Genomic DNA, 24943 nt, shown 5'->3' with positions numbered 1-24943 from the left:
CAACGTGTTCTTCAAGGGACTCCACGCCTACTCCGGCCTCGACACCGGCATGTGATCGGCGGGGCCTGGTGGGGTCGATCGCAAGGCGGAGGCGTCGGGCGTAGCGGAGCTACGTTCGTCGCCGACAACGCCGCGAGGGACCCCGCCAGGCCCCGCCGATCACATGCCGGTGTCGAGGCCGGAGTAGGCGTGGAGTCCCTTGAAGAACACGTTGACGACTCCGAAGTTGAACATGACGGCGGCGAAGCCGACGATGGCGAGCCAGGCGGAGGGGGTGCCGCGCCAGCCGCGGGTGGCGCGGGCGTGGATGTAGCCGGCGTAGATGGTCCAGATGATGAAGGTCCAGACCTCCTTGGTGTCCCAGCCCCAGTAGCGGCCCCAGGCCTTCTCGGCCCAGACGGCGCCGGCGATGAGCGTGAAGGTCCAGAGGATGAAGCCGAGGATCGTGACGCGGTAGGCGAGGTTCTCGAGGGTGAGGGAGCTGGGCAGGGTGCGCAGGAAGCGGAGGACCGAGCGGGGGCTGTCGCCGGAGGATTCGCGGCGGGCCTGGAGGAGTTGGGTGACCGAGAGCGCGAAGCCGAGGGCGAAGAACGCGGTGCCGAGGATCGCGACGAGCACGTGGATGACCAGCCAGTAGGACTGGAGTGCCGGCGGGAGCGGGACGACGGCGACGTAGTAGTTGACGGTCGCGATGCCGAGGAGCACCAGGACGAGGCCGGTGATGAACGCTCCGAGGAAGCGGAGGTCCCAGCGCAGCTGGACGGCGAGGAAGACGCCGATGATGATGAGCGTCCCGGTCATCGAGAACTCGTACATGTTCGCCCAGGGGACGCGGCCGGCGGCGACGCCGCGGAGGACGGTCGCGCCGAGGTGGAGCACGAAGCCGAGGAGCGTGAGCGAGAACCCGATGCGCATGGTCTTCGAGCGGGCGGGGGCGCGGTAGACCTCGTCCTCGACGCGGCTGCCGATGCGGGAGAGAGTCGCGGTGCGTCCGGAGCCTGCGGCGGCGACGGTGGCCTTGCCGCTGGCCGCGCGGTCGGCGGCGGCCGCGGAGGCGACGCGCTCCGCCTCCTGCACGACCTCGATCGACTCGCCGTCGGCCAGGGAGGCGCGGCGGGCGAGGTCGATCGCGAAGAAGACGAACGCCATGGCGTAGATGCCCATGGCGGAGGAGAGGCACAGCACCGAGTACTGCGAGAGGGTCGCGATCACCTCCTCAGGGTAATCGCTCGCCGCCCCGCCCGCCCCTTCGCGCTTGCACAGACTCGGCCCCTGCCCAGCCGGGCGACGCCTGTGGAGGGGCCTCCGGGGCGTCCGGGAGGCGGGTCAGTCGAGCGGGGCGTGCCGGTCGGCGATCGTCCGAACGGCGCGCACCAGCTGCGGGTCCTCGCCGCGGGCGAGTCCCGCGTACTCGAGGAGCAGGCCGCCGTCGTCCTGAGCGGTCGCCTTCACCCACACGCGGCGCCGCGGGACGAACAGCGAGGTGAGGAGTCCGGCGAGCACGAGGATCGCGAAGAGCAGCACCCAGCCCTGGGTCGCGTCGTGGTGGATGTCGAACGAGGCGAAGCGCTTGACGCTGTCGGTGCCGATCCGCGTCGGGTCGGCGCCCGTGTTGTCGAAGGTCACGCTGCCGAGCCCGTTCGGGAGCTCGGCCGTGTCGCCGGGCTTGAGGGTGATCGGCGCGACGCCGGTGGTGCCGCCGGTGAGCCGGGTCAGCGAGTCGGTGTTGAGCACGTAGACGGATGTGGGCACTCCCCCGTCGAGGCCGAGGTCGCCCGCGAAGACGTTCAGCGAGAGCACGGGGTACTGCAGGTCGGGGAAGATCGAGGTCGACGCCCCGGAGGCCAGCGTGTCCTGCGTCGGGTAGAAGAATCCGGTGAGGCCCAGCTGCTCGGAGAGCCCGTCCGGCACCTTGACGACGCCGACGGAGGTCAGGTTCGCGTCCTGCGGGAGGAACGGCACCGAGTCGGTGAAGATCGCCCGGCCGGAGGGATCCCGGACCGTGATCGTCGGCGCGTAGCCGTTGCCGAGGAGGTAGACGTTCGTGCCGCCGATCGCCAGCGGGTCGTTGACCTTGATCGTGCGGTCCTCGGTGCCCCCGCCGCGCTCGGAGGTCGTGACGTTCGCGGTGAAATCGACGGGCTGGCCGAGCGCCGACTGGTTCTGCTCCTCGTACTTCACGTCGAGGCTGTCGAGGGTCAGCTGGTACGGGTCGAGCTGGCTGCTGTCGAAGAAGCGACCGGGGTTGAAGGAGTCGTAGGCCGCGAGGTTGTTCGCGAACCCCTGGGAGCCCTCGACCAGCACGCGCTGCCCGCTGTAGCCGAACCCGCCGCCCACTCCGACGGCGACGAGGATGCCGACCAGGGCGGAGTGGAAGACCAGGTTGCCGGTCTCGCGGAGGTAGCCGCGCTCGGCCGAGACGCTCGACCAGCGGCCGCGCGGGTCGTCGTAGCGCTCGACGCGGTAGCCCGCCCGGCGCAGGACGGAGTGGGCGGAGGCGACGGCCTCCTCCTCCGTCGCGCCCTCGACCTCGCGGACGGTGTAGCCGGCGAGGCGCTGCAGGCGTGCCGGGGTGCGCGGCGGCCGCGACCGCATCGCCTGGAAGTGGTGGCGCGTGCGCGGGACGATGCAGCCGATCAGGGAGATGAACAGCAGCAGGTAGATGCTCGAGAACCAGGCGGAGGTGTAGGTGTCGAACGCCTGCACCTTGTCGAGCAGGGGCGCGAGGTCGGGGTTGTCGACGAAGTACTGGGTCACGCCGTTGGGGTCGGAGGAGCGCTGCGGCACGAGCGATCCGGGGACCGCCGCGATCGCCAGCAGCAGCAGCAGGAACAGCGCCGTGCGCATGCTGGTGAGCTGGCGCCACATCCAGCGGAGCCAGCCGGTGAACCCGAGCGCCGGCTGCGTGACGGTGCCGTCGGAGTCGTAGTGGTCGGCGGGGCGGAAGGAGGCGTCCGTCCTCCGCTGCGCGGCCTCGTCGGGGCGGCGCGTGCTCTCCTCGGGCTCAAATCGCCGGCTGGAAGCCATCGATCACCGCCGAGAGGGATCCGTAGACGAGGGTGTTCCAGATGCCCGTGACCATCAGGACTCCGATCAGGACGAGGGCGGCGCCGCCGAGGATGTTGACCACGCGGATGTGGCGCTTCACGAAGGCGAGCGTGCTGGTCACCCAGCTGAAGCCGAAGGCGACGAGGAGGAAGGGGATGCCGAGTCCGAGGCAGTAGACCAGGGCGAGGAGGGCGCCGCGCCAGGGCGAGCCCACGCCGTAGCTGAGGGCGAGGATCGAGCTCAGCGTCGGGCCGAGGCAGGGCGTCCAGCCGACGCCGAAGACGATGCCGAGCAGCGGCGCTCCGATCAGCCCGGTGGCGGGACGGATCCCGGGCCGGAGCGTGCGCTGGAGGAACGAGAACTGGCCGATGAAGACGAGCCCCATCGCGATCACGACGAGCCCGAGGACGCGGGTGATCAGGTCGGTGTACTGGCGCAGCCAGAAGCCGACCGTGCCCGCCGCCGCACCGTAGAGGACGAACACCAGCGAGAATCCGAGCACGAAGAGGAGGACGCCCAGCACGACCCGGCGGCGTCCGCGGGCCGCACGCTCGTCGGCGTCGGTGAATCCGCCGACGTAGGCGAGGTAGCCGGGCACCAGCGGGAGCACGCAGGGCGACGCGAAGGACACGAGCCCGGCCAGGAGCGCGATCGGCACGGCCAGCAGGAGCTGACCGCTGACGACGATGTCGCCCACGCCGCTACTCCCCCTCGGCGAGCGTGTCGCCCACGAGGGTCGAGAGGATCGACGCCTCCTGGAGCTGGCCGAGGATGCGCGACGCGACGCGCCCCTCCCTGTCGAGGACGAGCGTCGTGGGCACGGCGTTCGGCGGGACGGTGCCGGTGAAAGCGAGCTGCACCGACGAGTCGGTGTCGACGATGGAGGGGTAGCCGAGCCCGAAGGTCTCGGCGAAGGCGGCCGCGGTAGGGGCCTGATCGCGCACGTTGACGCCGACGAACGACACGCCCTTGTCGGCGAACTCCGTGTTCACCGTCTCGAGGTCCGCGGCCTCGGCGCGGCACGGGGCGCAGCTGGCGTACCAGAAGTTGACGACGACGACCTGCCCGGCGAGGTCGGCGGAGTCGATGGTGGCGCCGGTCTCGTCGGTGCCGGAGAAGACGATGGGGTCGTCCCGGTCGGCGGCGGCGATCTCGGTGACGGTGCCGTCCCCCGAGATGTAGCCCTTGTTGCTGCCGTTCCGGTACTGGTCGGCGAGCGGATCCTCGGAGCAGCCCGTCAGCGCGAGCGCGGCGGCCAGCGCGAGGACGCCCGCTCCGCGGAGCCGCCCCGTCCGGCGCATCAGACCGCTCCCACGTCGGTGGCCAGGCCCTGCAGGCCGGCGGCCGGGTCGGAGTAGCCGACCTCGACGAAGCCGTCCCCGCGCCGCTCGAGGGTCGTGATGCTCGAGAGCGCGCAGCGGCGCTTGCGCGGATCGTGGAAGAGGCGCTCGCCGGCGAGGGCGCGGTGGACCGTCCAGATGGGGAGCTGGTGGCTGACGATCGCGGCGTCGCCCTCCTCCGTGCTCTCCCACGCCGACTCGATCGCCGCGTACATCCGCGCCGAGATGGAGAGGTACGGCTCGCCCCAGCTGGGCTCGAAGGGGTTGCGGAGCCAGGGCCAGTGCTTGGGGTTCCGCAAGGCGGAGCTGCGCGCGGCGAGGGACTTCCCCTCGAAGCGGTTGCTCGGCTCGATCACCCGCTCATCGGTGCGGATCTCGAGCTCGAACGCCTGCGAGATCGGCTGCGCGGACTCCTGCGTGCGCTGGAGCGGCGAGGCGATCAGCGCCGTGACGTGGCGACGGCGCTCGAGCAGGTCGTCGGCGGCGGAGCGGGCCATGCGGTGGCCCAGATCCGAGAGCCGGAAGTTCGGGAGTCGCCCGTAGAGGACCCGGTCGGGGTTGAACACCTCGCCGTGCCGCACGAGATGGATCTGATCGGCAACCACGAGCGTCAAGTGTACGGAACGCGGCGTGGGGGAACGCCGGGAAAAGGGTCGCCTGAGCCGGACCTGAGCGGAGCCTCAGCGCCGCGCCGAGACCGCCGCCGACAGCCGCCGCACGAGCGGTCCGGGCAGGTGCCGTACCACGGCCATCGGGACCCCGAAGCGCACCGACGGCACCGAGACGACGGAGCCGCGCGCGACGTCGCGGAGGAACTCCTCCACCACCGCGTCCGCATCGAGCCAGAGGAAGGAGGGGATGGAGGAGGTGTCCATCGCCGCCCGCTCGTGGAACTCGGTGCGCACCCAGCCCGGGCAGAGCGCGGCCGAGCGGACGCCGGTGCCGCGCAGCTCGACGGCCAGCGACTGCGCGAAGGCGGTCGCCCACGCCTTCACCGCGGAGTAGGGGCCGAGGTGCACGAAGCCCGCGACGCTCGACACCGTGAGGATCGCGCCGCGGCCGCGGGTGGTCATCGCCTCCGCCGCCGCACCCGAGAGCACGGCGACCGAGCGCACCATCACCTCGAAGGCGTGGTCCTGGGCGGCGACGTCCGGCTCGGCGAAGGTCCCGTCGATCCCGAAGCCGGCGTTGTTGACGAGGACGCGGACCGGTCGGGCCGGATCGACGAGCCGCGCGCGCACGCGCTCGACCTGCTCGCGGTCGCCGAGGTCCGCGGGCAGGACCTCGACCGCCGCGGCGCCGAGGCCGCGCAGTCCGGCCGCCGCCTCCTGGAGGCGCTGCTCGCTGCGGGCGACGAGGACGAGGCTCCAGCCGCGGCGCGCGAACGCCCGGGCGAAGGCGAGGCCGATGCCGGAGGACGCGCCGGTGATCAGTGCGGTGCTCATGCTCCGACGCTACCCGTCGCCGCCCGGCGGCCCCCGAGTAGACTCCCCTACCGTGACCGACGAGACCCGCCTCCCCCGAACCACTGTCAAGAAGCTCGCCGCGCTCGAGGACGGACCCGTCCGCGTGTCCGGCTGGGTCGAGACCGTGCGCGACCAGAAGAAGGTGCAGTTCGTCGTCCTGCGCGACGAGTCCGGTGCCGTGCAGCTGGTGAACCCGGCCGTGCGCGAGGCCGTCGAGGGCGACGACGCGTCGGCTGCGCGCCTCGCGATCACCGAGGAGATCTCCGGCCTCGCCCAGGGCTCCTTCATCACCGTCACCGGCGCGCTCAAGCACGACGAGCGCGTGAAGCTCGGCGGCATCGAGGTCAAGCTCGAGACGCTCGAGGTCGTCGCCGCGTCGATCCCGGAGGCGCCGATCGCGCCCGACTCCGGCATCGACAAGCGCATGGACTGGCGCTTCCTCGACCTGCGCCGTCCCGAGCAGAACCTCATCGCCCGCGTGCAGACCACGTTCGAGCACGCGCTGCGCACGTACTGGATCGAGCACGACTTCATCGAGATCCACACCCCGAAGCTCATGGCGAGCGCCTCGGAGTCGCGGGCCGAGCTCTTCGAGGTCGAGTACTTCGAGACGAAGGCCTACCTGGCGCAGAGCCCCCAGTTCTTCAAGCAGATGGCGCAGCCCGCCGGCTTCGGCAAGGTCTTCGAGGTCGGCCCCGCCTTCCGCGCCGACCCCAGCTTCACCTCGCGTCACGCGACCGAGTTCACGAGCGTCGACGCCGAGGTCTCCTGGATCGACTCGCACGAGGACGTCATGGAGCTGCACGAGCAGCTGATGGTCGCCGGCCTCACCGCCGTCGTCGAGAAGCACGGCGCCGAGGTCAAGGCGCTCTTCGACATCGACCTGACCGTCCCGACCACGCCGTTCCCGCGCATCCCGCTCGCCGAGGCCAAGCGCATCGTCGCCGAGCGCGGCTACGAGGTGCCCCGCGCCGACGACGACATGGACCCCGAGGGCGAGCGCCGCATCGCGGCCTACGTGCAGGAGGAGTTCGGGCACGACTTCGTGTTCCTCACCGACTACGCGTCGAGCATCCGGCCCTTCTACCACATGCGCCGCGAGGGCGACGGGACGATCACCAACAGCTACGACCTCATCTACAACGGCGTCGAGATCTCGACCGGAGCGCAGCGCGAGCACCGCGTCGACGTCCTCGTCGAGCAGGCCCGCGAGAAGGGCCTCGACCCGGAGGAGCTCGAGTTCTACCTCGACTTCTTCCGCTACGGCGTCCCGCCGCACGGCGGCTTCGGCATGGGCCTCTCGCGCGTGATCATGCTGATGCTGAACCAGGCGAACCTCCGCGAGGTCACCTACCTGTTCCGCGGCCCGACCCGCCTGCTGCCCTAGGCGCGCACCACGGTCGCGGGAACCCCGGACCATCGAGACCGCCGCGGACGGCGGGTCCCCTCGACGGGCCGGGGTTCCCTCGCGCCGGCGGCTAGGGAGCCGGCAGCACCACGAGGTCGAGGTAGTCGGCCAGGCACGCCACCATGTCCACCGCGTCGCGCTCGAGCAGCCACTGCAGCTGCACGCCGTCCCAGAGCGCGATGATCGACGCCGCCACCCGCTCCGGATCGGACCCCTCGCGCAGGCGCCCGGCGGCCTGGAGCTCGCGCAGCTCGGCCGTGTACTCGCTGCGGAGGCGGCGGAACCGCGCGGCGAAGAAGTCGCGCCCCGGGTGCTCCTGCGTCGTCGACTCGCCGCAGAGCACGGCGTACAGCTCGATCACTCCGGGCGCCGTCTCGTTGTAGCGGGTCTGCCGCAGGATGCCGGCGACCAGCCCCTCCTCCGGGTCCGGCGGCGAGGAACCGTCGCCCGTGATCAGGTCGCGGTGCTCGAGGACCGCGAAGAGCAGGTCGGTCTTCGACGGGAAGTAGTGCAGGAGGCTCGTCTGGCTGAGCCCGACGCGGTCGGCGACCTCCTGGAGGGAGCCGCGGGCGTAGCCCCGCGCGGCGAAGACCTGGTGGGCGGCCTCGATGATGGCGCGGCGGCGCTCGGCCGACTTCGCGTACGGGCCGCGTCGCCTCGTCGCCTCCGCCATCGACCCCTCCTCAGCACTGGAGGCGCCTCGCCGTGCCCCTCGAACGGCCAGCGTAGCGGCGGCGGAGGAGCAGTGCCGCCAATTTCGAGTACCTACTCGAATTCGTGGTAGCGTCCCGATCATCGCCGGGTGAGACTCCCCGGCTCTCCACCACGACGAAGTGAGGGAAGATGCATCCGTTCACCCGGAGACAGCTCATCGCCGCCGGTCTCGGCACCGCGGCACTCGGGAGCCTGACGGCCTGCGCGACACCGGGCACCGTCTCGGTCAACACGGCGCCGACGATCGCCCCGGCCACCGGCCCGGTCCGCCTGCAGTACTGGGGCTGGCTGAAGGACCTGCAGAAGGTCTGCGACGTCTGGAACGCCTCGCACCCCGAGATCCAGGTCGAGGCCGTCTGGATCCCCGGCGGCAACGCGGGCGGGTACCAGAAGCTCTACTCGGCCCTCGCCGCGGGCGGCGGGCCCGACCTCGGCCAGGTCGAGATCCGCTCCGTCCCCGAGTTCATGCTCGTCAACGGCCTCGTCGACCTCACCCGGTACGGCGTCGAGCAGTATCGCGACCTGTACGACCCCACGCTCTGGGGCCAGGTCAGCTACACCGGCGGCGTCTACGGCATCCCGCAGGACAGCGGCCCGATGGCGCTCTTCTATCAGCCCGAGGTGTTCGGGAAGGTGGGTGCGGAGCCGCCGACGACCTGGGACGACTGGGCCGCGGTGGCGACGGAGCTGCGCGGAGCCGGCTCCTACATCGACTGCTTCCCCCTCGCCGACGCCTCGGTCTTCGCCGCGTTCGCGACGCAGGCCGGTGCGCAGTGGCTGCGCCCGGAGGAGGACGGCTGGGTCATCGACATGACCGACGACGCCACGACGCGCGTCGCCTCCTTCTTCGACACGGCCATCGACCAGGACCTGGTGCAGACCGGCTACGGCGCCTACTCCCCCGCGTGGTTCGCGGCCGCGGCGAAGGGCGGGATCGCCTCCTGCGCCACCGGCAGCTGGGGCGACGCCCTGATCGAGGGGGTCAGCGGAGGCGCGGGCAAGTGGCGCGCGGCTCCGATGCCCCTCTGGGGCGACACCGGCTTCGGCTCGAGCTTCCTCGGCGGATCGACCGCGGCGGTGTTCTCGAGCAGCAAGCACCCGGAGGAGGCGATCGAGTTCGCCGTCTGGATGACCACCACGCAGGAGGGCATCGACGCGATGATCGCCAACAGCGGCATCGGCTGGTCTCCCGCGGTCGGCGAGATCGGCACGGCCCGCAAGGGTCCGAGCGACTTCTTCAGCGGGCAGAACTACAACGAGGACGTCCTCGTGCCCGCATCGAAGGAGCAGAACCCCGACTGGTCCTGGTGGCCCGTCACGCAGCAGTCCTTCAACATCCTCAGCGACGGCTTCCGGAAGAAGGCGTCCGGGCTCTCGCTCGTGGACGCGGTCGCCGAGGCGGAGCAGCAGATCATCACGGTCTTCGAGAACAAGGGCCTGAGCATCAGGAGGGCCTCCGCATGACCACCACGACCTCCCCCGCCGCCGCCGCGGTCGCGGCCACCACGCGGACGCCGGGCGCGCCCCGGCGCAGCCGCGCGGTCGCCCGCGCCCCGTGGATCCTCCTCGGACCCTTCCTGGCCCTGTTCGTCCTCACGTTCATCGTCCCGATCGTCGTCGCCGTCGGCTCCAGCTTCACGAAGGTGACGCGCTCCGGCCTCTTCGGCGAGGCCGGGGTCACCAGCGGGTTCGCGGGCTTCGACAACTACGCGCAGGCCCTCGCCGACGGCAACTTCATCGCCTCCATCGGGCGGATGTTCCTCTTCGGCATCGTCCAGGTGCCGGTGATGATCGCCCTCTGCACCGTTCTCGCGCTGATGCTCGAGTCGGCGTCGGCGAAGTTCCCCGGCTTCTTCCGTGCGGCCTACTTCCTCCCCTACGGAGTGCCCGGAGTGATCGCGACGATCCTCTGGTCCTTCCTCTACGTGCCCGGCCTCAGCCCGCTCATCGACGCGGCGAACGTGGTCGGGCTCCAGCCCGACTTCCTCGGTGCGGACACGGTGCTCTGGTCGATCGCGAACATCTCGCTCTGGAGCTACACCGGCTACAACATGCTGATCATCGTCGCCCAGCTGAAGGCGATCCCGGTCGAGCTCTACGAGGCGGCGAAGGTCGACGGCGCCTCCACCTGGCGCGTCGCCCGCAGCATCCAGCTGCCGCTCATCCGCCCCGCGCTGGTGCTGACGACGATCTTCTCGATCATCGGAACGCTCCAGCTGTTCGCCGAGGCGCAGGTGCTGAAGACGGTCGCTCCGGCGATCGACAGCCAGTACACGCCGAACCTCAGCGCGTACACCACGGCCTTCGCCTACAACGACTACAACGTCGCCGCCGCCCAGGCCGTCCTGATCGCGCTGGTCGCGTTCCTGCTCTCCTTCACGTTCCTCTCGATCTCGAACAGGAGGTCGTCATGAGCCGCACCGAGACCCCGCCGACCACGACCACCGGAGTCGTCACCGCCGACCGCCCCGTGAAGGCCGGACGCGGGCCCGACCGCTCGGCCGGCCGCAACCGCGCCTCGACCATCATCGTCACCGCGATCCTCGTCGTCGTGGCGGTCTACTTCCTCATCCCCGTCTACTGGGTCGTCGTCGCGGCGACCAAGACGACCGAGGACCTCTTCGCCACCTACGGCTTCTGGTTCGCCCCGACGTTCGCGCTCTGGGACAACCTGACGCAGGTGCTGACATACGGCGACGGCATCTTCGTCCGCTGGTTCCTCAACTCCGTCCTCTACGCCGGAGTGGGCGCCCTGCTCGCGACCTACCTCGCCGCGGCGGGCGGCTACGCGCTGGCCAAGTACGAGTTCCGCGGCAGCAGGCTCGTGTTCGGGACGATCCTCGCGGGCGTTCTGGTGCCGGGCACCGCGACCGCTCTGCCGCTGTTCCTGCTCTTCAGCCAGATGGGCATCGCGAACACCTACTGGAGCGTGCTGATCCCCTCGCTCGTCTCGCCGTTCGGGCTGTTCCTCTGCCGGATCTACGCTCAGGCGACCGTGGACACCGCGATCATCGAGGCGGCGCGCATCGACGGCGCCGGGGAGCTGCGGATCTTCCACACGCTCGGGCTGCGCATCCTGACTCCCGCGCTGGTCACCGTGTTCCTCTTCCAGCTGGTCGGGATCTGGAACAACTACTTCCTGCCCCTGGTGATGCTCTCGGACACGAACCTGTTCCCGATCACACTGGGACTGAACAACTGGCTCGGACAGGTCGACCGCCTGCCCGAGTTCTACGAGCTGACGACCGGCGGCGTCCTGCTGTCGATCATCCCGCTCGCCATCGCCATGATCGTGCTGCAGCGCTTCTGGCGCGGCGGCCTGACGGAAGGCTCCGTGAAGTGACGACTCCCCCGACGACCTCCCACTACCTGACGGACACCGGACCGGGCTCCGGCCGCCGCCGGGCCCCCCGCTCGTGGCTGCACACCGACGCCCCGGCGCTCCCGCTGGACGGGGAGTGGCGCTTCCGCCTGCTCCCCGCCGCTCCGGGGACCCCGGGCGGCGCCAGCGTGCTGCCGGAGGGCGAGGGCGTGGACGCCGTCGGGGACGAGTCGTTCGACGACTCCGGCTGGGACCTGATGCCGGTGCCCTCGCACTGGGTGCTGCAGGGCGACGGGCGCTACGGATTGCCGGCCTACACGAACGTGCAGTTCCCGTTCCCGACCGAGCCGCCGTTCGTTCCGGACGCGAACCCGACGGGCGACTACCGCCGCACCGTCGTGGTCCCGGAGGAGTGGGACTCCGCCGAGGCGGTCGTCCTGCGCTTCGACGGGGTCGAGTCGCGGTACCGCGTCTGGGTCAACGGCGTCGAGATCGGCATCGGCTCCGGCAGCCGGCTCGCGCAGGAGTTCGACGTCACCGGCGTCGTCCGCCCGGGCGAGAACCTCGTCGTGGTCCGCGTGCACCAGTGGTCGGCCTCGAGCTACGTGGAGGACCAGGACCAGTGGTGGCTGCCGGGGATCTTCCGCTCGGTGCACCTGCTCGCGCGCCCCGTCGGCGGGATCGAGGACGTGTGGCTGAGCTCCTCCTTCGCCGGCAGCGCGGGCCGGATCGAGGCGGAGGTGACCGCCGCGGCCGACGCGTTCCCGCTGACGCTGCGCGTGCCCGGGCTCGGGATCGAGACGGTCTGGGCCTCGGCGGAGGAGATCGCCGCGATCGAGGTCCCCGAGGTCGAGCCGTGGTCGGCGGAGGCTCCGCGCCTCTACGACGCGACGCTCGCCTCCGCCGGCGAGACGGTCTCGCTGCGGCTCGGCTTCCGCACGGTCGAGATCCGCGGCGACCGCTTCCTGGTCAACGGCGAGCGCGTCGTCTTCCACGGAGTCAACCGCCACGAGACGCACCCCGACCGCGGTCGAGCGTTCGACGAGGACTCCGCCCGCGAGGACCTCGCGATGATGAAGCGCTTCAACGTGAACGCCATCCGCACCAGCCACTACCCGCCGCATCCCCGTCTGCTCGATCTCGCCGACGAGCTCGGCTTCTGGGTGGTCCTCGAGTGCGATCTCGAGACCCACGGCTTCGAGCGGGTCGGCTGGGCGGGCAACCCCAGCGACGACCCCGCCTGGCGAGAGGCCTACCTCGACCGCATCGAGCGGACCGTCGAGCGCGACAAGAACCACCCGAGCATCGTGCTCTGGTCCCTCGGCAACGAGGCGGGCACCGGCGCGAACCTCGCCGCGATGTCCGCCTGGGTGCACGGCCGCGACCCCGAGCGCCCCGTCCACTACGAGGGCGACTACACCGGCGCGTACACCGACGTGTACTCGCGGATGTACTCCTCGATCCCCGAGACCGAGCGGATCGGCACCGACGGCTCGCTCACTCCGCTGCTCGGCTGCTCCCCCGGCGAGTCCGCTCGGCAGCGCTCCAAGCCCTTCCTGCTCTGCGAGTACGTGCACGCGATGGGCAACGGCCCGGGAGCGATCGACCAGTACGAGGACCTCGTCGACCGCTTCCCGCGGCTGCACGGCGGCTTCGTCTGGGAGTGGCGCGACCACGGCCTGCGGGCGCGCACGCCGGAGGGCGTCGAGTACTACGCGTACGGCGGCGACTTCGGCGAGGTGGTGCACGACGGCAACTTCGTGATGGACGGCATGGTGCTCTCCGACGGCACGCCCAGCCCGGGCCTCTTCGAGTGGAAGCAGATCGTCGCCCCGGTGCGCCTCACGGTCCGCGGCGACGGCGTCGTCATCGAGAACCGCCGGCACGACGCCTCCACCGCCGATCTGCGCTTCGCGTGGCGGGTCGAGCGGGACGGGCGGGTCACCGCGGAGGGAGTGCTCGACGCCCCGGTCATCGCAGCCGGCGACGCCGTGCACGTGGAGCTCCCCCCGCTCGACGTGCGCCCCGGCGGCGAGACCTGGCTCACCGTCGACGCGGTCCTCGACGCCCCGACCGCCTGGGCGGAGGAGGGCCACGTGCTCTCCACCGGTCAGCACCTCCTCGCCGCGCCGTCGGCGGTGCCCGCGTGGACCCGCGCCGTCCGCGCCGCTCCGCCCCTCGAGGGCGGCGCGCTCGGAGTCGCGCGGTTCCGCGACGGCCGGCTCGCCTCCCTCGCCGGCCTGCCCGTCGACGGACCGCGCGCCGAGCTCTGGCGCGCCCCGACCGACAACGACGAGGGCGCGGGCTTCCCCGGCTACGTCACCGGCGACCCGTACGACGGCGACGGCCGCGGGATGCCGGCCCCCTCCTCCGCCGCCCGCTGGCGCGAGGCCGGACTCGACCGCCTGGTCGGCCGCGTGCAGGAGGTGGACGCCTCCGCCGGGCTCCGCCGCGTGACCCGCTTCTCGGCCGCGGACCTCGATGCGGGACTCCTGATGGAGGAGCGCTGGAGCGTCGACGGGGAGAGCACGGTCCTCCGCGTCGACCTCGTGCCGACCCGGGGCTGGGACTCCGTCTGGCCGCGGCTGGGCATCCGGATCGACCTGCCCGCGTCGATCGACGGCGCGGAGTGGTTCGGCACCGGCCCGCTCGAGTCCTACCCCGACAGCCTCCGGGCCGCGCGGGTGGGGCGCTTCACGGCGGACATGGACCGGCTGACGACTCCGTACGCCCGCCCGCAGGAGAGCGGTCACCGCAGCAGCGTGCGCGAGCTGACGCTGACGGAGGCGGGCTCGCCCCGGCTCCGCATCGAAGCCGCGCGCGACCTGCACGGGCGCCTCCCCGGCTTCACCCTGGCGCGGCACACGCCGCAGGAGATCACGGCAGCCGCGCACCCGCACGAGCTGCCGGAGTCGGAGCGCGCGGTCCTCGTGATCGACGCCGCCCAGCACGGCCTGGGCTCCCGCGCGTGCGGTCCGGACGTGTGGCCCGACTTCCAGCTGCGGCCGGAGGCGCGGACGATCCTCCTCCGCTTCACCGCGGCCGGCTGAGCGCCGGGAGAGGACGAGGGAAGGCCCGCGGGATCGCGTCCCGCGGGCCTTCCCTCGTCCTCCGGACGCGTCAGTCGCTCTGCGTGCGCGGCAGCGGTCCGCCGATGAAGAGGTCCGTGTTCATGCGCCGGCGGCGCATCACGACCAGGACGGCCGCGCAGGCGACGAGCGACGCGGCGACCGCGCCGCCGCCGATCATCAGCGCGGTGGTCGGCGTGATGCCGGCCGGTCCCGCCGAGGCGGCCGTGCTGAGGAAGGCGGTGCGCGCGGCGCTGATCGCGGTGCCGCAGACCTGCTGCGCCTCCCACGGTGCGGCCGTGGTGTCGCTGTCACGGTAGGAGACGGTCACAGCTGCCGTGCGGTGCGACTCGCGGCCGAAGGCGACGACGCAGTAGACGGAGGGGTCGGGGTCGGCGATGACCGCGTCGCCCAGCGCCAGCTCGGCCCAGCCGATGGAGTCGGACTGCACGGCGACGTCGCCGGCGGCCAGGTCGGCGCGGGACCCGGAGGTCTCGAAGGCGCCCACGGCGACCTCCTCGTCGGCGTCGAAGCCCCAGACGGCGCCGCGGGGCGCCTCGGTGCTGCCGTCGCCGAGCTCGCGCGGCTCGAGCAGGAGGCCGTTGCCGGTGGAGGGCGCGAGCCGGAAGACGACCTTGGCGGCGGAGCCCTGGTCGCCCGTGAGGTCGACCGTGAAGGCGCCCGACTTGGTGATCAGCGCGGTCGGCACGGTCGCGGTGCCGCTGCCCGCCTCGAGGGTCAGCGGGGTCTTGGTGCCGTTCGGGTCGCGGAGGACCGCGGAGACGGCCTCGCCGCTGGCGAAGCCGGTGTACGAGAAACCGACGCCGTAGAAGCGGGCGAGCTCGACGGTGAGCGCCTCCGGCTGCACGGCGAGCTCGCGGGTGAGGAAGACGTCCGCGGTCGCGGCACCGGCCGCCGGCTTCGCGCCCTCGGTCGAGGTGCCGAGCTCGGTGCGTCCGGGGGCCGACGCCGCCGGAGTGACGGCGCCCGCACCGGAGGAGCCGGCGCTGCCGGACGTGGTGGTGCCGGTTGTGGTGCCGCCGCCGGAGGTGCCGCCGGACGTCGCTCCGCCGGTGGTGCCGCCGCCGGAGCCGGAGCCGCCGGAGGACGATCCGCCGCCGGTGGAGGGCTGACCGCCGCCGGAGCCGCCCTGCTGGCCGCCGCCGGTCGAGCCGCCGCCGGTCGAGCCGCCGCCGGTCGAGCCGCCGCCGGTGGATCCGCCGCCGGTGGAGGGCTGGCTCGGCTGCTGGGGCGCGGGGTCGACCGGTGCCGGATCGACCGGCGCGGGGTCCACGGGCGCGGGGTCGACGGGCGCGGGGTCGACGGGCGCGGGGTCGACGGGCGCGGGCTGCTCGGGTTCTGCCGGCTCCTCGGGCACTCCGGGAACGGAGGGCTCCTCGGGGACGCCGGGAACGGGGTCGGAGCCGCCGTCGCCCGGCTGCTCGGGATCCTCCGGCACGCCGGGGATGGTCGTCGCGGCCGGCTGCTCGACCGTGGTCGAGACCGTCGAGGCGGAGGGTGCCGCGACGGCCGCTCCGGGGAGGGCCAGGCCGAGCACGAGCGCCGCGAGAGCGGCGGCGGGCAGGGCGAGTCGGCGGGATGACGGCATGGCGGTTCCTTCCTCCACGGGCGACGATCTGCGTCCGCGCACGGAGGAGCGCACTCCCCCCTCACGAGGGTAAGGGCGAGAGGCGAGCTTTCGCGAGCCGTCCCGTCCCCCGTCAGAGGGACGTCGCGGTCGTGCTTCCGTCCGGACGGCCCGGTCGAAGCTCACCCGCGATCGAGGAGGGCCCGCCGGAGCCGCGCGGGATCGACCCGCCAGAAGGTGTGCACGCGCCCGTCGATCAGCACCACCGGGATCTCCTCGACGAAGCGCTCGTGCAGCTCGGGATCGTCGAGGATCGACACCTCCGAGACGGCGACCGACGCCTCGCCGCCCAGATCGGCGACCACCTGCTCGACCACGGTCCGCGCGTCGTCGCAGAGATGACAGCCCGGCTTGCCCACGAGCGTCAGCTCCACGTCCACCATGCGGTCAGTGTACGGCGGCCCCGGCGACGGGCGCCGAGACGGCGAGCGCCGCCGGGATGATCCGTGAACGCAGACGAGCGCCCGACCCCGGAAGGGCGGACGCTCGAGTGGGAAGAGGCGCGAGCCTACTTCTTGTTGCGACGCTGGTGGCGAGTCTTGCGAAGCAGCTTGCGGTGCTTCTTCTTCGCCATACGCTTGCGACGCTTCTTGATGACAGAACCCACGAAGACCTCACAACGTTCAGGGGGTCGACCGCCCGACGGGCGGCCGCTTACGAAAAACTGGCTCCCGCGAGCTTACACGACCCGGGGCTCCACCGTTTCCGGCTCCTCGGCGCCCCTCACTTGCGGATGCGCAGCGCCTCCGCGACCTTCGTCGCTCCCTCGCTGACGCCCCGCTGGATGTCCTGCACCACGGTGCTGACCTGGTGGGTGCGCTCGGCGAGCGCCCGGCCCAGCGACTCCGCCCGGGCCGCGGTCGGAGCGTCGAGCAGGGCGCCGGCCGCCTCGTCCTCGGCGAGGAAGGGCAGCAGCCAGTCCTCGACCTCCGCCAGCGGCGCGTACTCGAGCGCGTAGAAGCGGTGCTGTCCGCTCTCGCGCACCGTGACGAGGCCGGTCTCGCGCAGCACCTTGAGGTGCTTGGAGACGGTCGGCTGGCTCAGCTCGAGGCGCGCCACGATCCGCGACACGCTCATGCCCTCGGCCGAGCCGTCCCGCCGCTGCTCGAGCAGCAGGGCGAGGATGTCCCGGCGGGTCCCGTCCGCGATCACCCCGAAGATGTCAGCCATGCGCCCAGGCTAGTCAGCGCCCCGGGAGCCCGGCACCGAGCGGGTAGCATGGCCGCGATCGAGTGGAGGATCCGCCGTGGTGGTTCGGCAGCAGTTCCGCAGCCCCGTGGGCGTCTCGCCCGTCTCCCCCTGGTCGGGTTTCGAGCGGGCCCGCGACCTCATCGACGACTTCGCCGGACGCTCGCCGTCCCGCTTCGCGATCCTCATCTTCTCGGCGCTCGTGCTCGTGTTCACCCTGCTGTTCTCGCTGCCGGTGTCGAGCACCACGGGCACCGTCACTCCGCTGCACGACGCCTTCTTCACCGCGATGTCGGTGATCTGCGTGACCGGCCTCGCGACGGTCGACATGGCGACGCACTGGTCGGCGTTCGGCCACTCGATCATCTTCGTCGGCGTGAACATCGGCGCTCTGGGAGTGCTGACGCTCGCCTCGATCATGGGCCTGGCGATCTCGCGCCGCCTCGGGCTCCGGGCGAAGCTCATGGTCGCCAGCGACTCGAACCCTCTGCGGATCCACTCCGGCCCCGTCGCCGAGGGCCAGGCCGTGCGCCTGGGCGAGATCGGCGGGCTGCTCGCCACCGTCGCGATCAGCGCCGCCGCGATCGAGATCATCGTCGCGCTCCTGCTGTTCCCGCGGATGCTGATCGACGGGATCCCGATCGGCGAGGCCGTCTGGCACTCCTTCTACTACTCCGCGATGGCGTTCACGAACACCGGCTTCGCCCCGAACGCCGCGGGACTCACCCCGTTCGAGGACGACTACTGGTTCCTCGGCATCCTGATGCTCGGCGTCTTCCTCGGCTCGATCGGCTTCCCCGTCATCTACGCCTTCTCCCGCGGCTGGCGGCGCCCGCGCAAGTGGTCGGTGCACGTGAAGCTGACGCTGGTCACCTCCGTGATCCTGCTCGTCGCCGGGGCCGTCCTCTACATCGTGCTCGAGTTCGACAATCCGAGGACCTTCGGCAGCCTCGATGCGGGAGACACCGTCTTCCAGTCCTTCTTCCTCTCGACGATGACGCGGTCGGGCGGCTTCTCGACGATCTCGGTCCCCGACCTCAACGGCTCGAGCCTGCTCGTGACAGACATGCTGATGTTCATCGGCGGAGGATCGGCCTCCACGGCGGGCGGGATCAAGGTCACGACCCTCGCGATCCTGTTCCTGGCCGCCTTCGCCGAGGCCCGAGGCAACAACGACATGGAGGCGTTCGGCCGCCGGATCCCGAACGACGTCCTGCGCCTGGCCGTCTCGGTCGTGCTGTGGGGCGCGACGACGGTCGCCGTGTCGAGCGTCCTGATCCTGCACATCACCAAGGCCTCGCTCGACCACGTGCTCTTCGACGTGATCTCGGCCTTCGCGACCTCCGGGCTCTCGACGGGGCTCACCGCGGAGCTGCCGCCGTCCGGGGTCTACATCCTGGCGCTGACGATGTTCATGGGCCGCGTTGGTACCGTGACTCTCGCCGCCGCGCTCGCCGCGAGCCAGCGGAGGCAGTTGTTCAGACGACCGGAAGAGAGGCCCATCGTTGGTTGACCGCATCAGGTACGACGCCCCGGTGCTGGTGATCGGCCTCGGGCGCTTCGGAGCCGCCACGGCCGGCCAGCTCGACCGCCTCGACCGCGAGGTCCTCGCCATCGACGCCGACGCCGGTCTCGTGCAGAAGTGGTCGGAGCGGGTCACCCACGCGGTGCAGGCCGACGCCCGCTCGCTCGACGCCCTCGCGCAGATCGGCGCGCAGGACTTCCAGGTCGCCGTCGTCGCGGTCGGCTCCTCCATCGAGGCGTCCGTGCTGATCACCGCGAACCTCGTCGACCTCAAGATCCCGCAGATCTGGGCGAAGGCGATCTCGCGCTCGCACGGCAAGATCCTCGAGCGGATCGGCGCGAACCACGTGATCTACCCCGAGGCGGAGGCGGGCGAGCGCGTCGCGCACCTGGTCTCGGGCCGCATGCTCGACTTCATCGAGTTCGACGACGACTTCGTGCTCGCGAAGATGTACCCGCCCAAGCCGATCCGGGGGCTGACGCTCACGGAGTCGGGCGTGCGCCGCAAGCACCGCGTGACCGTCGTCGGCGTCAAGAGCCCGGGCAAGCCCTTCACCTACGCGACCGAGCAGACCGTCGTCTCGAACCACGACCTCATCGTGGTCAGCGGCACCCCCAGCGACATCGAGCGCTTCGCGGCCCTCGGCTCCTGACCCGCGCCCCCTCCCTCCTCCTCTGCGGGATGCCGCTCCGGTACGCCCGCTCCGGGGTGTCGCGTACCCGAGCGGCATCTCGCGGAGAGGAGGGCGGAGTCAGGAGGCGGCGAGCTCGCGGGCGCGGGCCAGCGCGGCGTCGGTCGCCCGCGTGAAGAGAGCGGCGAGGTCGGCCTCCTGCAGGACCGCGACGGCCCGCTCGGTGGTGCCCTTCGGGCTCGTGACCCGCCGGCGCAGCTCCGCCGGCTTCTCGCCGGAGTCCGCGAGCAGCTCGGCCGCGCCGCGGAACGTGCCGACCACCATCGTCGACGCCTGCTCCGGACTGAAGCCCTTCGCGACAGCGGCCGCGATGAGCTCCTCGATCAGCAGGAACACGTAGGCGGGCCCCGAGCCGGAGATCGTCGAGAGCGCGTCGAGCTGCGACTCCGGCACCTCGACCACCTCGCCGACCGTCTCGAACAGGCGGCGCACGAGCGCCAGGTCCTCGTCGCCGGACCGCGTGCCCGCGCTGAGGCCGGTGACGGCGCGGCCCACGACCGCGGGAGTGTTCGGCATCGAGCGGAGCACGGCGACGGACGCGGGCAGGTGCCGCTCGAACGTGGCCGCGGTCACGCCGGCGGCGACGGAGACGACGACCGCGCCCGGGGCGAGCGCGTCGGCGATCTCGTCGAGCAGGTCCGGCACCATGTGCGGCTTGACGGCCACGAGCACGATCGCCGCGCCCTCGACCGCACGCCGGTTGGCCTCCGGGTCGTCCGCGGTGGCGAAGGCGGTGACCACCGGGTGGCCGTCCCACGCGGCGGCCTTCGCGGAGTCGCGGTTGGTCACCCGCACGCCCCCCTCGACGCGCACGCCGGGAGCCAGCAGGCCCTGGAGGATCGCGCCCCCCATCGAGCCGAGGCCGAGGACGGCGATGGACGGGAGCAGGACGGGCGCATCGGTCACGCCGCTCATCCTACGAAGAGCCCGCGGCAAGGGGGTCCGGGTGCGGTCCGGGGCCTCGTAGGATGGCCCGACCATCCAGCGGCGAGCCCGAGGAGACCACGTGAGCGCATCCGGAGGCGGCACCGCGATCATCGCGGCGCTCGCGGCCAACCTCGGCATCGCCCTGACGAAGTTCGTCGCCTGGTTCTTCTCCGGATCCGCCTCCATGCTCGCCGAGGGCGTGCACTCGCTCGCCGACTCCGGCAATCAGCTGCTCCTGCTGCTCGGCGGCCGCAAGTCGTGGAAGGCCGCCGACGAGGAGCACCCGTTCGGCTACGGGCGCGAGCGCTACGTCTACGCCTTCGTGGTGTCGATCATCCTGTTCTCCGTCGGCGGCGTCTTCTCGCTCTACGAGGGCATCGAGAAGATCGCCGAGCCGCACGAGCTCGAGAACGCCTGGCTGCCGATCCTGGTCCTCGTGATCTCGATCTGCCTCGAGGGCTACTCGCTGCGCACGGGAGTGAAGGAGTCGAACCGGGTCCGCGGCTCGCAGTCCTGGTTGCAGTTCATCCGCCGGGCGAAGGCGCCGGAGCTGCCGGTCGTGCTCCTCGAGGACGTCGCCGCGCTCACCGGTCTGACGTTCGCGCTGCTCGGAGTCGGGCTGACCGTGATCACCGGCGACTCGGTCTACGACGCGATCGGAACGATCATGATCGGCACCCTGCTGATCGTGGTGGCGATCGTGCTGGGCGTCGAGACGAAGAGCCTGCTGGTCGGCGAGGGGGCGACTCCCGCCGACGCCGCCTCGATCCGCGCCGCGCTCGAGGCCGGTCGCGACGTCGAGCGCGTCATCCACATGCGCACCCTCTACCTCGGACCGGACGAGATCCTCGTGGCCGCGAAGCTCGCCTTCCCGGCCGCCGAGACCCTCGAGCACGTGGCCGCCGGGATCGACGCGGCGGAGAGGCGGATCCGCGAGGCCGTTCCCGCCGCCACCACGATCTACCTCGAGCCCGACGTCGACCGTGGACGCGCAGGATCGGCGGCGGCCCGTCCGGCCGTGACGGAGGCGGAAGGGACGGCCGCCGCGGCCGCTCCGGCCGCCGCCGCTCCGCCCGCCGCCTCCCCGCCGGCCGCGCCGCACGGGAGCGCCTGAGATGCGCCGGGCCCTGGCGATCGTCAACGAGCGCGGTGCCGGGCTCGGCGCGCTCGAGCCGATGCTGACCGAGCGGGGGTTCGCCGTCGACGCCGTCGCAGGGACGGACCTCGACGCGATCGACATCCTCGCCCCCGACCTCGTCGTCACGCTCGGCTCCAGCGCCGGCGTCTACGAGACCTCGCGGCACCCCTTCATCAGCCCCGAGATCGCGCTCCTGCAGGACCGGATGCACCACCGCCGTCCCACGCTCGGCGTCTGCTTCGGAGCGCAGCTGATCGCGACCGCCCTGGGCGAGTCCGTCCATCCCGGATCGGCTCGCGAAGTCGGCTTCCGGCCGGTCGTGCTCACGGAGGAGGGCGCCGGCTCCCCGCTCCGGCACCTGGCCGGCGTCCACGTGATGCAGTGGCACGGCGACACCTTCGCGCTGCCGAGCGGAGCAGCGCTGCTGGCGTCGTCGCCGGCGGGCGAGGTGCAGGCGTTCGCCGTGGAGGACTGGCTCCTCGGCGTGCAGTTCCACCCCGAGCTGACCGGCACGATGGCCGCGCAGTGGCTCGAGGGCGACGGGGAGTGGGCAGGAGCGGCGGGCTACGACGCCGCCGTGCTCGCCGACGACGTCGCGGCGGAGCGCTTCGAGCGGATGCACGCGGCGACGCGGCTCGCGCTGACGGAGTGGCTGGGCGCTCCGAGCTGAGGGGTTCGGCGGCGCTCGGCGTCAGCGGCGGTCGGCGTCAGCGGCGGTCGGCGAAGAAGTCGAGCAGGAGCCGCGAGCACTCCGCGGCGCGGACCCCGGGGTACACCTCGACCACGTGGTTGTGCCGGCGGTCGCGGAGGAGGTCGTGCACGGATCCGGAGGCGCCCGCCTTCTCGTCCCACGCACCGAAGACGACGCGGTCGATCCGCGCCGCCAGGATCGCTCCGGCGCAGAGCACGCACGGCTCGAGCGTGACCACCAGCGTGCAGCCCTCGAGATGCCAGTCGCCGCGGGCCTCGGCCGCCGCGCGTATCGCGACCACCTCGGCGTGCGCCGTCGGATCCCGCCGCAGCTCGCGCTCGTTGCGCCCGAGCCCGAGCACCGCACCCTCCGAGTCGAGGACCACCGCGCCCACGGGGACGTCGCCCCAGCCCGCGGCCCGCCGCGCCTCGTCGAGCGCCAGGCCCATCCACTCCTCGGAGCGGCGGGGGACGCGGAGATCGCTGTCGCGCATCGCTCCCCCTCCTGCGGCGGCCCGCTGCGGCCGGTGGGGCGCCGCTCCGGCCAGTAGATTGAGCTTATGCGCGTCCACGTAGCCGACCACCCGCTGATCACCCACAAGCTCACCGTGCTGCGTGACAAGCGCACCCCCTCCCCCACCTTCCGGCAGCTCGCCGAGGAGCTGATGACGCTCCTCGCCTACGAGGCCACCCGCGGCGTCCGCACCCGCACCGTCACCATCGAGACCCCCGTGACGCAGACCACCGGCCTCGCGCTCAGCGACCCGCAGCCGCTGGTCGTCCCGATCCTCCGGGCCGGCCTCGGGATGCTCGAGGGCATGGTCAAGCTCATCCCGACCGCCGAGGTCGGCTTCCTGGGCATGGCACGCAACGAGGAGACGCTCGAGCCGACCACGTACGCGGAGCGCCTGCCCGACGACCTGTCGAACCGCCAGTGCTTCGTCCTCGACCCGATGCTCGCGACCGGCGGCTCGCTCGTCGCGGCCATCCAGTTCCTCTTCGACCGGGGAGCGGTCGACGTCACCGCCGTCTGCCTGCTCGCCGCCCCCGAGGGCCTGGCCGCCGTCGAGAAGGCCTTCGGCGACCGCGACGTGACCATCGTCCTCGGCTCCCTCGACGAGAAGCTCAACGAGCTCGGCTACATCGTCCCCGGCCTCGGCGACGCGGGCGACCGCCTCTACGGCCTCGCGGGCTGAGCCCGCCGGCCCCCGGACGAGCGGGCCTCGCGTCGCACCCCGGAACAGGGAGCCCCGCTGAGCCGTGCCGGTCGGCCGGCGCAGCGAGGGTCTCGACAGCCCCCACCGCGACCGTCCGGCAAAGCCCGTCCTGCGGATCGAGCAGCCCGCGCAGCGGGCGCATCGAGGTCCCCAATCACGGCGCGCGCCTCCTCCCGAGCACCGGAACCACCCCCGACGCGCCGTCCATCCCCACGGAAGTGTTGACGCCGTGCACCGGCCTCCGCTTTACTGACGGACATGAGTGACACCCTGCACGCCCCGACCTCCCTCGAGGCCATCGGGAATGCCGGCATGATGATGGCCGGTGGCCCCGTCATGTGCTGTCGAATGTGTGCATGAGGAACTGACCTCGCCGGATCCCCGCACCGCCTCCGCCCGCTGATCGTCACGATCGGCTGAGCGTCCGAGGCGCGGACGATCCCCTGGATGCCCCGCATCCGTCTCTGCCGCCACCGTGCACCGCGGGCCGGCTCGATCGCGCACACCCGGATCCGCTCCCTCGGACACTCGTCCCGGATCCGACCAGCCAAGGACTCGTCATGACCCTCCTCCACACCCGCACCGTCACCGCCGCCACCTCCACCGAGGCGCCCCGCCTCCAGCCGGTCGCCGACGCCGCGCCCGCAGCACCCCGCCTCCGCGCCGTCCCCCAGGGCACCGAGGCCCGCGGCTTCGCCCTCTACGTCGGCATCGACGAGGCCAAGGCCCGCGCCGCCGGAGTCGACCTCGGCCGCCTGGTCGAGGAGCTCAAGCGCGTTACGGCGCAGCTCGCCCCCGACGCCGAGACCTACGCCTCCGTCGCCCTCGCCCCGCAGGGCGCCGGCGGCCGCGACGTGGACGTGGTGCGCCTCGCGCTGCAGGACCCGGCCGCCGTCGCCAAGCGCCGCTCCGACGCCGAGCCCGACCCCGACCGTGCACCCGGCGGCGTCGTCATCGACATCTCCCGCAAGCGCGTCATCCTCGACGAGGAAACCACCCCCCTCACCTACAAGGAGTTCGAGCTCCTCCAGTACCTCGTGCTCCGCGAGGGCCGCACCATCGAGCGCGCCGAGCTCATCGCCTCGCTCTGGGGCGCCGCGGACGACGACGCGCCGAACGAGCGCACCATCGACGTCCACGTCCGCCGCCTCCGCGCCAAGCTCGGCCGCTACGAGGAGATCGTGCGCACCGTCCGCGGAGTCGGCTACCGCTTCGACCGCCACGCCGACGTCGCCATCCGCTACGCGTCGACGCCGTCGCCGGATCTGTTCTGAACTGTGAGGAGAGCGCTTGCGCTCTCCTCACCGCGGTCGGCTTCGCGAGGGGTCGCGATTCGGAGAGCGGGTCGCGACCGGCTAGCGGGAAACGCTGACACGCGTTTCCCGCGTTCGCCTTGAGGGCGGAACGTCCTCTCGACCTCGACGGATGTGCGCGACCGCTCCTCAGACGTGGAGGGCTCGACGGCCCGCTGCGTGGTCGAAGCCGTGGCGGGGCGGGTCGCGCCTCACGGGGCAGGACGACGGGGCCGGGCCGCGTCGTCCTGCCCCGTGAGG

At 72.1% G+C, this 24943-nt stretch carries 24 protein-coding genes; 11 read left to right on the top strand and 13 right to left on the bottom strand.

The window, feature by feature from the left end; translation table 11 throughout:
* Positions 1-159: 159 nt before the first annotated feature.
* From ccsB to C5C57_RS15825, 6 genes are all read right to left on the bottom strand, one after another.
* Positions 160-1164 carry a c-type cytochrome biogenesis protein CcsB gene (gene ccsB, locus C5C57_RS15850; protein ID WP_104224871.1) on the bottom strand — a complete coding sequence of 335 codons (1005 nt, stop codon included), beginning with the start codon at positions 1162-1164 and terminating at the stop codon, positions 160-162.
* Between the two features lie 162 nt (positions 1165-1326).
* Positions 1327-3027 (bottom strand): cytochrome c biogenesis protein ResB, encoded by a 1701-nt coding sequence (locus C5C57_RS15845; protein WP_104247927.1) that lies wholly within the window; start codon positions 3025-3027, stop codon positions 1327-1329.
* Positions 3005-3745, bottom strand: a complete 741-nt coding sequence (locus tag C5C57_RS15840; protein WP_244230512.1) for a cytochrome c biogenesis CcdA family protein — start codon at positions 3743-3745, stop codon at positions 3005-3007. Before C5C57_RS15840 ends, C5C57_RS15845 begins: the two co-directional genes overlap by 23 nt.
* A 4-nt stretch (positions 3746-3749) precedes the next feature.
* Positions 3750-4349: a TlpA disulfide reductase family protein gene (locus C5C57_RS15835; RefSeq protein WP_104247926.1), complete on the bottom strand. Its 600-nt coding sequence runs from the start codon at positions 4347-4349 to the stop codon at positions 3750-3752.
* The gene (locus C5C57_RS15830; protein ID WP_104224864.1) at positions 4349-4993 is read right to left on the bottom strand and encodes a histidine phosphatase family protein; all 645 of its coding nucleotides are present in this window, start codon (positions 4991-4993) and stop codon (positions 4349-4351) included. The genes C5C57_RS15835 and C5C57_RS15830 overlap by 1 nt, the downstream gene beginning before the upstream one ends.
* A gap of 75 nt (positions 4994-5068) precedes the next feature.
* Positions 5069-5833 carry an SDR family oxidoreductase gene (locus C5C57_RS15825; RefSeq protein ID WP_104224863.1) on the bottom strand — a complete coding sequence of 255 codons (765 nt, stop codon included), beginning with the start codon at positions 5831-5833 and terminating at the stop codon, positions 5069-5071.
* A gap of 52 nt (positions 5834-5885) precedes the next feature.
* On the opposite strand from C5C57_RS15825, the gene aspS reads away from it, so the two are divergent.
* Positions 5886-7241 carry an aspartate--tRNA(Asn) ligase gene (gene aspS / locus C5C57_RS15820; RefSeq protein WP_244229585.1) on the top strand — a complete coding sequence of 452 codons (1356 nt, stop codon included), beginning with the start codon at positions 5886-5888 and terminating at the stop codon, positions 7239-7241.
* Positions 7242-7332: 91 nt separating this feature from the next.
* Here aspS and C5C57_RS15815 read toward each other — a convergent pair whose 3' ends face one another.
* Positions 7333-7935 (bottom strand): TetR/AcrR family transcriptional regulator, encoded by a 603-nt coding sequence (locus C5C57_RS15815; protein WP_244230513.1) that lies wholly within the window; start codon positions 7933-7935, stop codon positions 7333-7335.
* Positions 7936-8105: 170 nt separating this feature from the next.
* Here C5C57_RS15815 and C5C57_RS15810 point away from each other — a divergent pair, with 170 nt between their 5' ends.
* Genes C5C57_RS15810 through C5C57_RS15795 form a run of 4 tightly spaced genes read left to right on the top strand, consistent with a single transcriptional unit; the run spans position 8106 to position 14348 of the window.
* Positions 8106-9440, top strand: a complete 1335-nt coding sequence (locus C5C57_RS15810) for an ABC transporter substrate-binding protein (protein ID WP_104247925.1) — start codon at positions 8106-8108, stop codon at positions 9438-9440.
* Positions 9437-10390: a carbohydrate ABC transporter permease gene (locus C5C57_RS15805; RefSeq protein WP_104225918.1), complete on the top strand. Its 954-nt coding sequence runs from the start codon at positions 9437-9439 to the stop codon at positions 10388-10390. The genes C5C57_RS15810 and C5C57_RS15805 overlap by 4 nt, the downstream gene beginning before the upstream one ends.
* Complete coding sequence (locus tag C5C57_RS15800) at positions 10387-11319, top strand: carbohydrate ABC transporter permease (RefSeq protein WP_104225919.1); 933 nt, start codon at positions 10387-10389, stop codon at positions 11317-11319. The genes C5C57_RS15805 and C5C57_RS15800 overlap by 4 nt, the downstream gene beginning before the upstream one ends.
* Positions 11316-14348, top strand: coding sequence for a glycoside hydrolase family 2 TIM barrel-domain containing protein (locus tag C5C57_RS15795; protein WP_219815102.1), 3033 nt, complete (start codon positions 11316-11318; stop codon positions 14346-14348). Before C5C57_RS15800 ends, C5C57_RS15795 begins: the two co-directional genes overlap by 4 nt.
* Before the next feature lie 70 nt (positions 14349-14418).
* On the opposite strand, the gene C5C57_RS18215 is transcribed toward C5C57_RS15795, so the two are convergent.
* From C5C57_RS18215 to C5C57_RS15770, 4 genes are all read right to left on the bottom strand, one after another.
* A complete protein-coding gene (locus C5C57_RS18215; protein ID WP_181069236.1) occupies positions 14419-15975 on the bottom strand; it encodes a hypothetical protein in 1557 nt (518 codons plus the stop codon).
* 161 nt (positions 15976-16136) lie between these two features.
* On the bottom strand, positions 16137-16397 hold the full coding sequence (locus C5C57_RS15780) for a glutaredoxin family protein (RefSeq protein WP_104224855.1): 261 nt from the start codon (positions 16395-16397) through the stop codon (positions 16137-16139).
* A 125-nt stretch (positions 16398-16522) separates the two neighbouring features.
* Positions 16523-16621: a 30S ribosomal protein bS22 gene (locus C5C57_RS15775; protein WP_003792170.1), complete on the bottom strand. Its 99-nt coding sequence runs from the start codon at positions 16619-16621 to the stop codon at positions 16523-16525.
* A 116-nt stretch (positions 16622-16737) separates the two neighbouring features.
* Positions 16738-17184 (bottom strand): helix-turn-helix transcriptional regulator, encoded by a 447-nt coding sequence (locus C5C57_RS15770; protein ID WP_104224854.1) that lies wholly within the window; start codon positions 17182-17184, stop codon positions 16738-16740.
* A 160-nt stretch (positions 17185-17344) separates the two neighbouring features.
* On the opposite strand from C5C57_RS15770, the gene C5C57_RS15765 reads away from it, so the two are divergent.
* The gene (locus C5C57_RS15765; RefSeq protein WP_244229642.1) at positions 17345-18715 is read left to right on the top strand and encodes a TrkH family potassium uptake protein; all 1371 of its coding nucleotides are present in this window, start codon (positions 17345-17347) and stop codon (positions 18713-18715) included.
* Entirely contained in the window at positions 18708-19379 is a 672-nt protein-coding gene (locus tag C5C57_RS15760) for a TrkA family potassium uptake protein (protein WP_068255410.1), read from the top strand. The genes C5C57_RS15765 and C5C57_RS15760 overlap by 8 nt, the downstream gene beginning before the upstream one ends.
* A gap of 99 nt (positions 19380-19478) precedes the next feature.
* Here the strand turns inward: C5C57_RS15760 and proC are convergent, their stop codons facing one another.
* Positions 19479-20333 carry a pyrroline-5-carboxylate reductase gene (proC, locus tag C5C57_RS15755; RefSeq protein ID WP_104297844.1) on the bottom strand — a complete coding sequence of 285 codons (855 nt, stop codon included), beginning with the start codon at positions 20331-20333 and terminating at the stop codon, positions 19479-19481.
* Between the two features lie 91 nt (positions 20334-20424).
* On the opposite strand from proC, the gene C5C57_RS15750 reads away from it, so the two are divergent.
* Together C5C57_RS15750 and C5C57_RS15745 are read left to right on the top strand one after the other, a co-directional pair.
* Positions 20425-21459, top strand: coding sequence for a cation diffusion facilitator family transporter (locus C5C57_RS15750; protein ID WP_104297843.1), 1035 nt, complete (start codon positions 20425-20427; stop codon positions 21457-21459).
* A gap of 1 nt (position 21460) precedes the next feature.
* Positions 21461-22153 (top strand): gamma-glutamyl-gamma-aminobutyrate hydrolase family protein, encoded by a 693-nt coding sequence (locus C5C57_RS15745; protein WP_104266722.1) that lies wholly within the window; start codon positions 21461-21463, stop codon positions 22151-22153.
* Positions 22154-22190: 37 nt separating this feature from the next.
* Here C5C57_RS15745 and C5C57_RS15740 read toward each other — a convergent pair whose 3' ends face one another.
* A complete protein-coding gene (locus C5C57_RS15740) occupies positions 22191-22667 on the bottom strand; it encodes a nucleoside deaminase (protein WP_219812140.1) in 477 nt (158 codons plus the stop codon).
* A 66-nt stretch (positions 22668-22733) separates the two neighbouring features.
* Between C5C57_RS15740 and upp the strand changes: the two genes are divergently transcribed.
* Both upp and C5C57_RS15730 read left to right on the top strand, forming a co-directional pair.
* Positions 22734-23369 (top strand): uracil phosphoribosyltransferase, encoded by a 636-nt coding sequence (upp, locus tag C5C57_RS15735; protein ID WP_104224850.1) that lies wholly within the window; start codon positions 22734-22736, stop codon positions 23367-23369.
* 581 nt (positions 23370-23950) lie between these two features.
* Positions 23951-24664: a winged helix-turn-helix domain-containing protein gene (locus C5C57_RS15730; RefSeq protein WP_104224849.1), complete on the top strand. Its 714-nt coding sequence runs from the start codon at positions 23951-23953 to the stop codon at positions 24662-24664.
* The last annotated feature ends 279 nt before the right edge of the window (positions 24665-24943 follow it).

This window comes from Rathayibacter sp. AY1C5 (assembly GCF_002931705.1).
GTDB lineage: Bacteria > Actinomycetota > Actinomycetes > Actinomycetales > Microbacteriaceae > Rathayibacter.
This window is presented reverse-complemented; position numbering and strand designations above follow the sequence as displayed.

Excerpts from the sequence above, each read along its gene's own strand:
- C5C57_RS15800 (WP_104225919.1), top strand. The coding sequence starts at position 10,387 with ATGAGCCGCACCGAGACCCCGCCGACCACGACCACCGGAGTCGTCACC.
- C5C57_RS15770 (WP_104224854.1), bottom strand. The coding sequence starts at position 17,184 with ATGGCTGACATCTTCGGGGTGATCGCGGACGGGACCCGCCGGGACATC.
- ccsB (WP_104224871.1), bottom strand. The coding sequence starts at position 1,164 with ATGGGCATCTACGCCATGGCGTTCGTCTTCTTCGCGATCGACCTCGCC.
- C5C57_RS15835 (WP_104247926.1), bottom strand. The coding sequence starts at position 4,349 with ATGCGCCGGACGGGGCGGCTCCGCGGAGCGGGCGTCCTCGCGCTGGCC.
- C5C57_RS15780 (WP_104224855.1), bottom strand. The coding sequence starts at position 16,397 with ATGGTGGACGTGGAGCTGACGCTCGTGGGCAAGCCGGGCTGTCATCTC.
- C5C57_RS18215 (WP_181069236.1), bottom strand. The coding sequence starts at position 15,975 with ATGCCGTCATCCCGCCGACTCGCCCTGCCCGCCGCCGCTCTCGCGGCG.
- C5C57_RS15745 (WP_104266722.1), top strand. The coding sequence starts at position 21,461 with ATGCGCCGGGCCCTGGCGATCGTCAACGAGCGCGGTGCCGGGCTCGGC.
- C5C57_RS15845 (WP_104247927.1), bottom strand. The coding sequence starts at position 3,027 with ATGGCTTCCAGCCGGCGATTTGAGCCCGAGGAGAGCACGCGCCGCCCC.
- upp (WP_104224850.1), top strand. The coding sequence starts at position 22,734 with ATGCGCGTCCACGTAGCCGACCACCCGCTGATCACCCACAAGCTCACC.
- C5C57_RS15815 (WP_244230513.1), bottom strand. The coding sequence starts at position 7,935 with ATGGCGGAGGCGACGAGGCGACGCGGCCCGTACGCGAAGTCGGCCGAG.
- C5C57_RS15825 (WP_104224863.1), bottom strand. The coding sequence starts at position 5,833 with ATGAGCACCGCACTGATCACCGGCGCGTCCTCCGGCATCGGCCTCGCC.
- C5C57_RS15740 (WP_219812140.1), bottom strand. The coding sequence starts at position 22,667 with ATGCGCGACAGCGATCTCCGCGTCCCCCGCCGCTCCGAGGAGTGGATG.
- proC (WP_104297844.1), bottom strand. The coding sequence starts at position 20,333 with ATGAGCGGCGTGACCGATGCGCCCGTCCTGCTCCCGTCCATCGCCGTC.
- C5C57_RS15805 (WP_104225918.1), top strand. The coding sequence starts at position 9,437 with ATGACCACCACGACCTCCCCCGCCGCCGCCGCGGTCGCGGCCACCACG.
- C5C57_RS15730 (WP_104224849.1), top strand. The coding sequence starts at position 23,951 with ATGACCCTCCTCCACACCCGCACCGTCACCGCCGCCACCTCCACCGAG.
- C5C57_RS15810 (WP_104247925.1), top strand. The coding sequence starts at position 8,106 with ATGCATCCGTTCACCCGGAGACAGCTCATCGCCGCCGGTCTCGGCACC.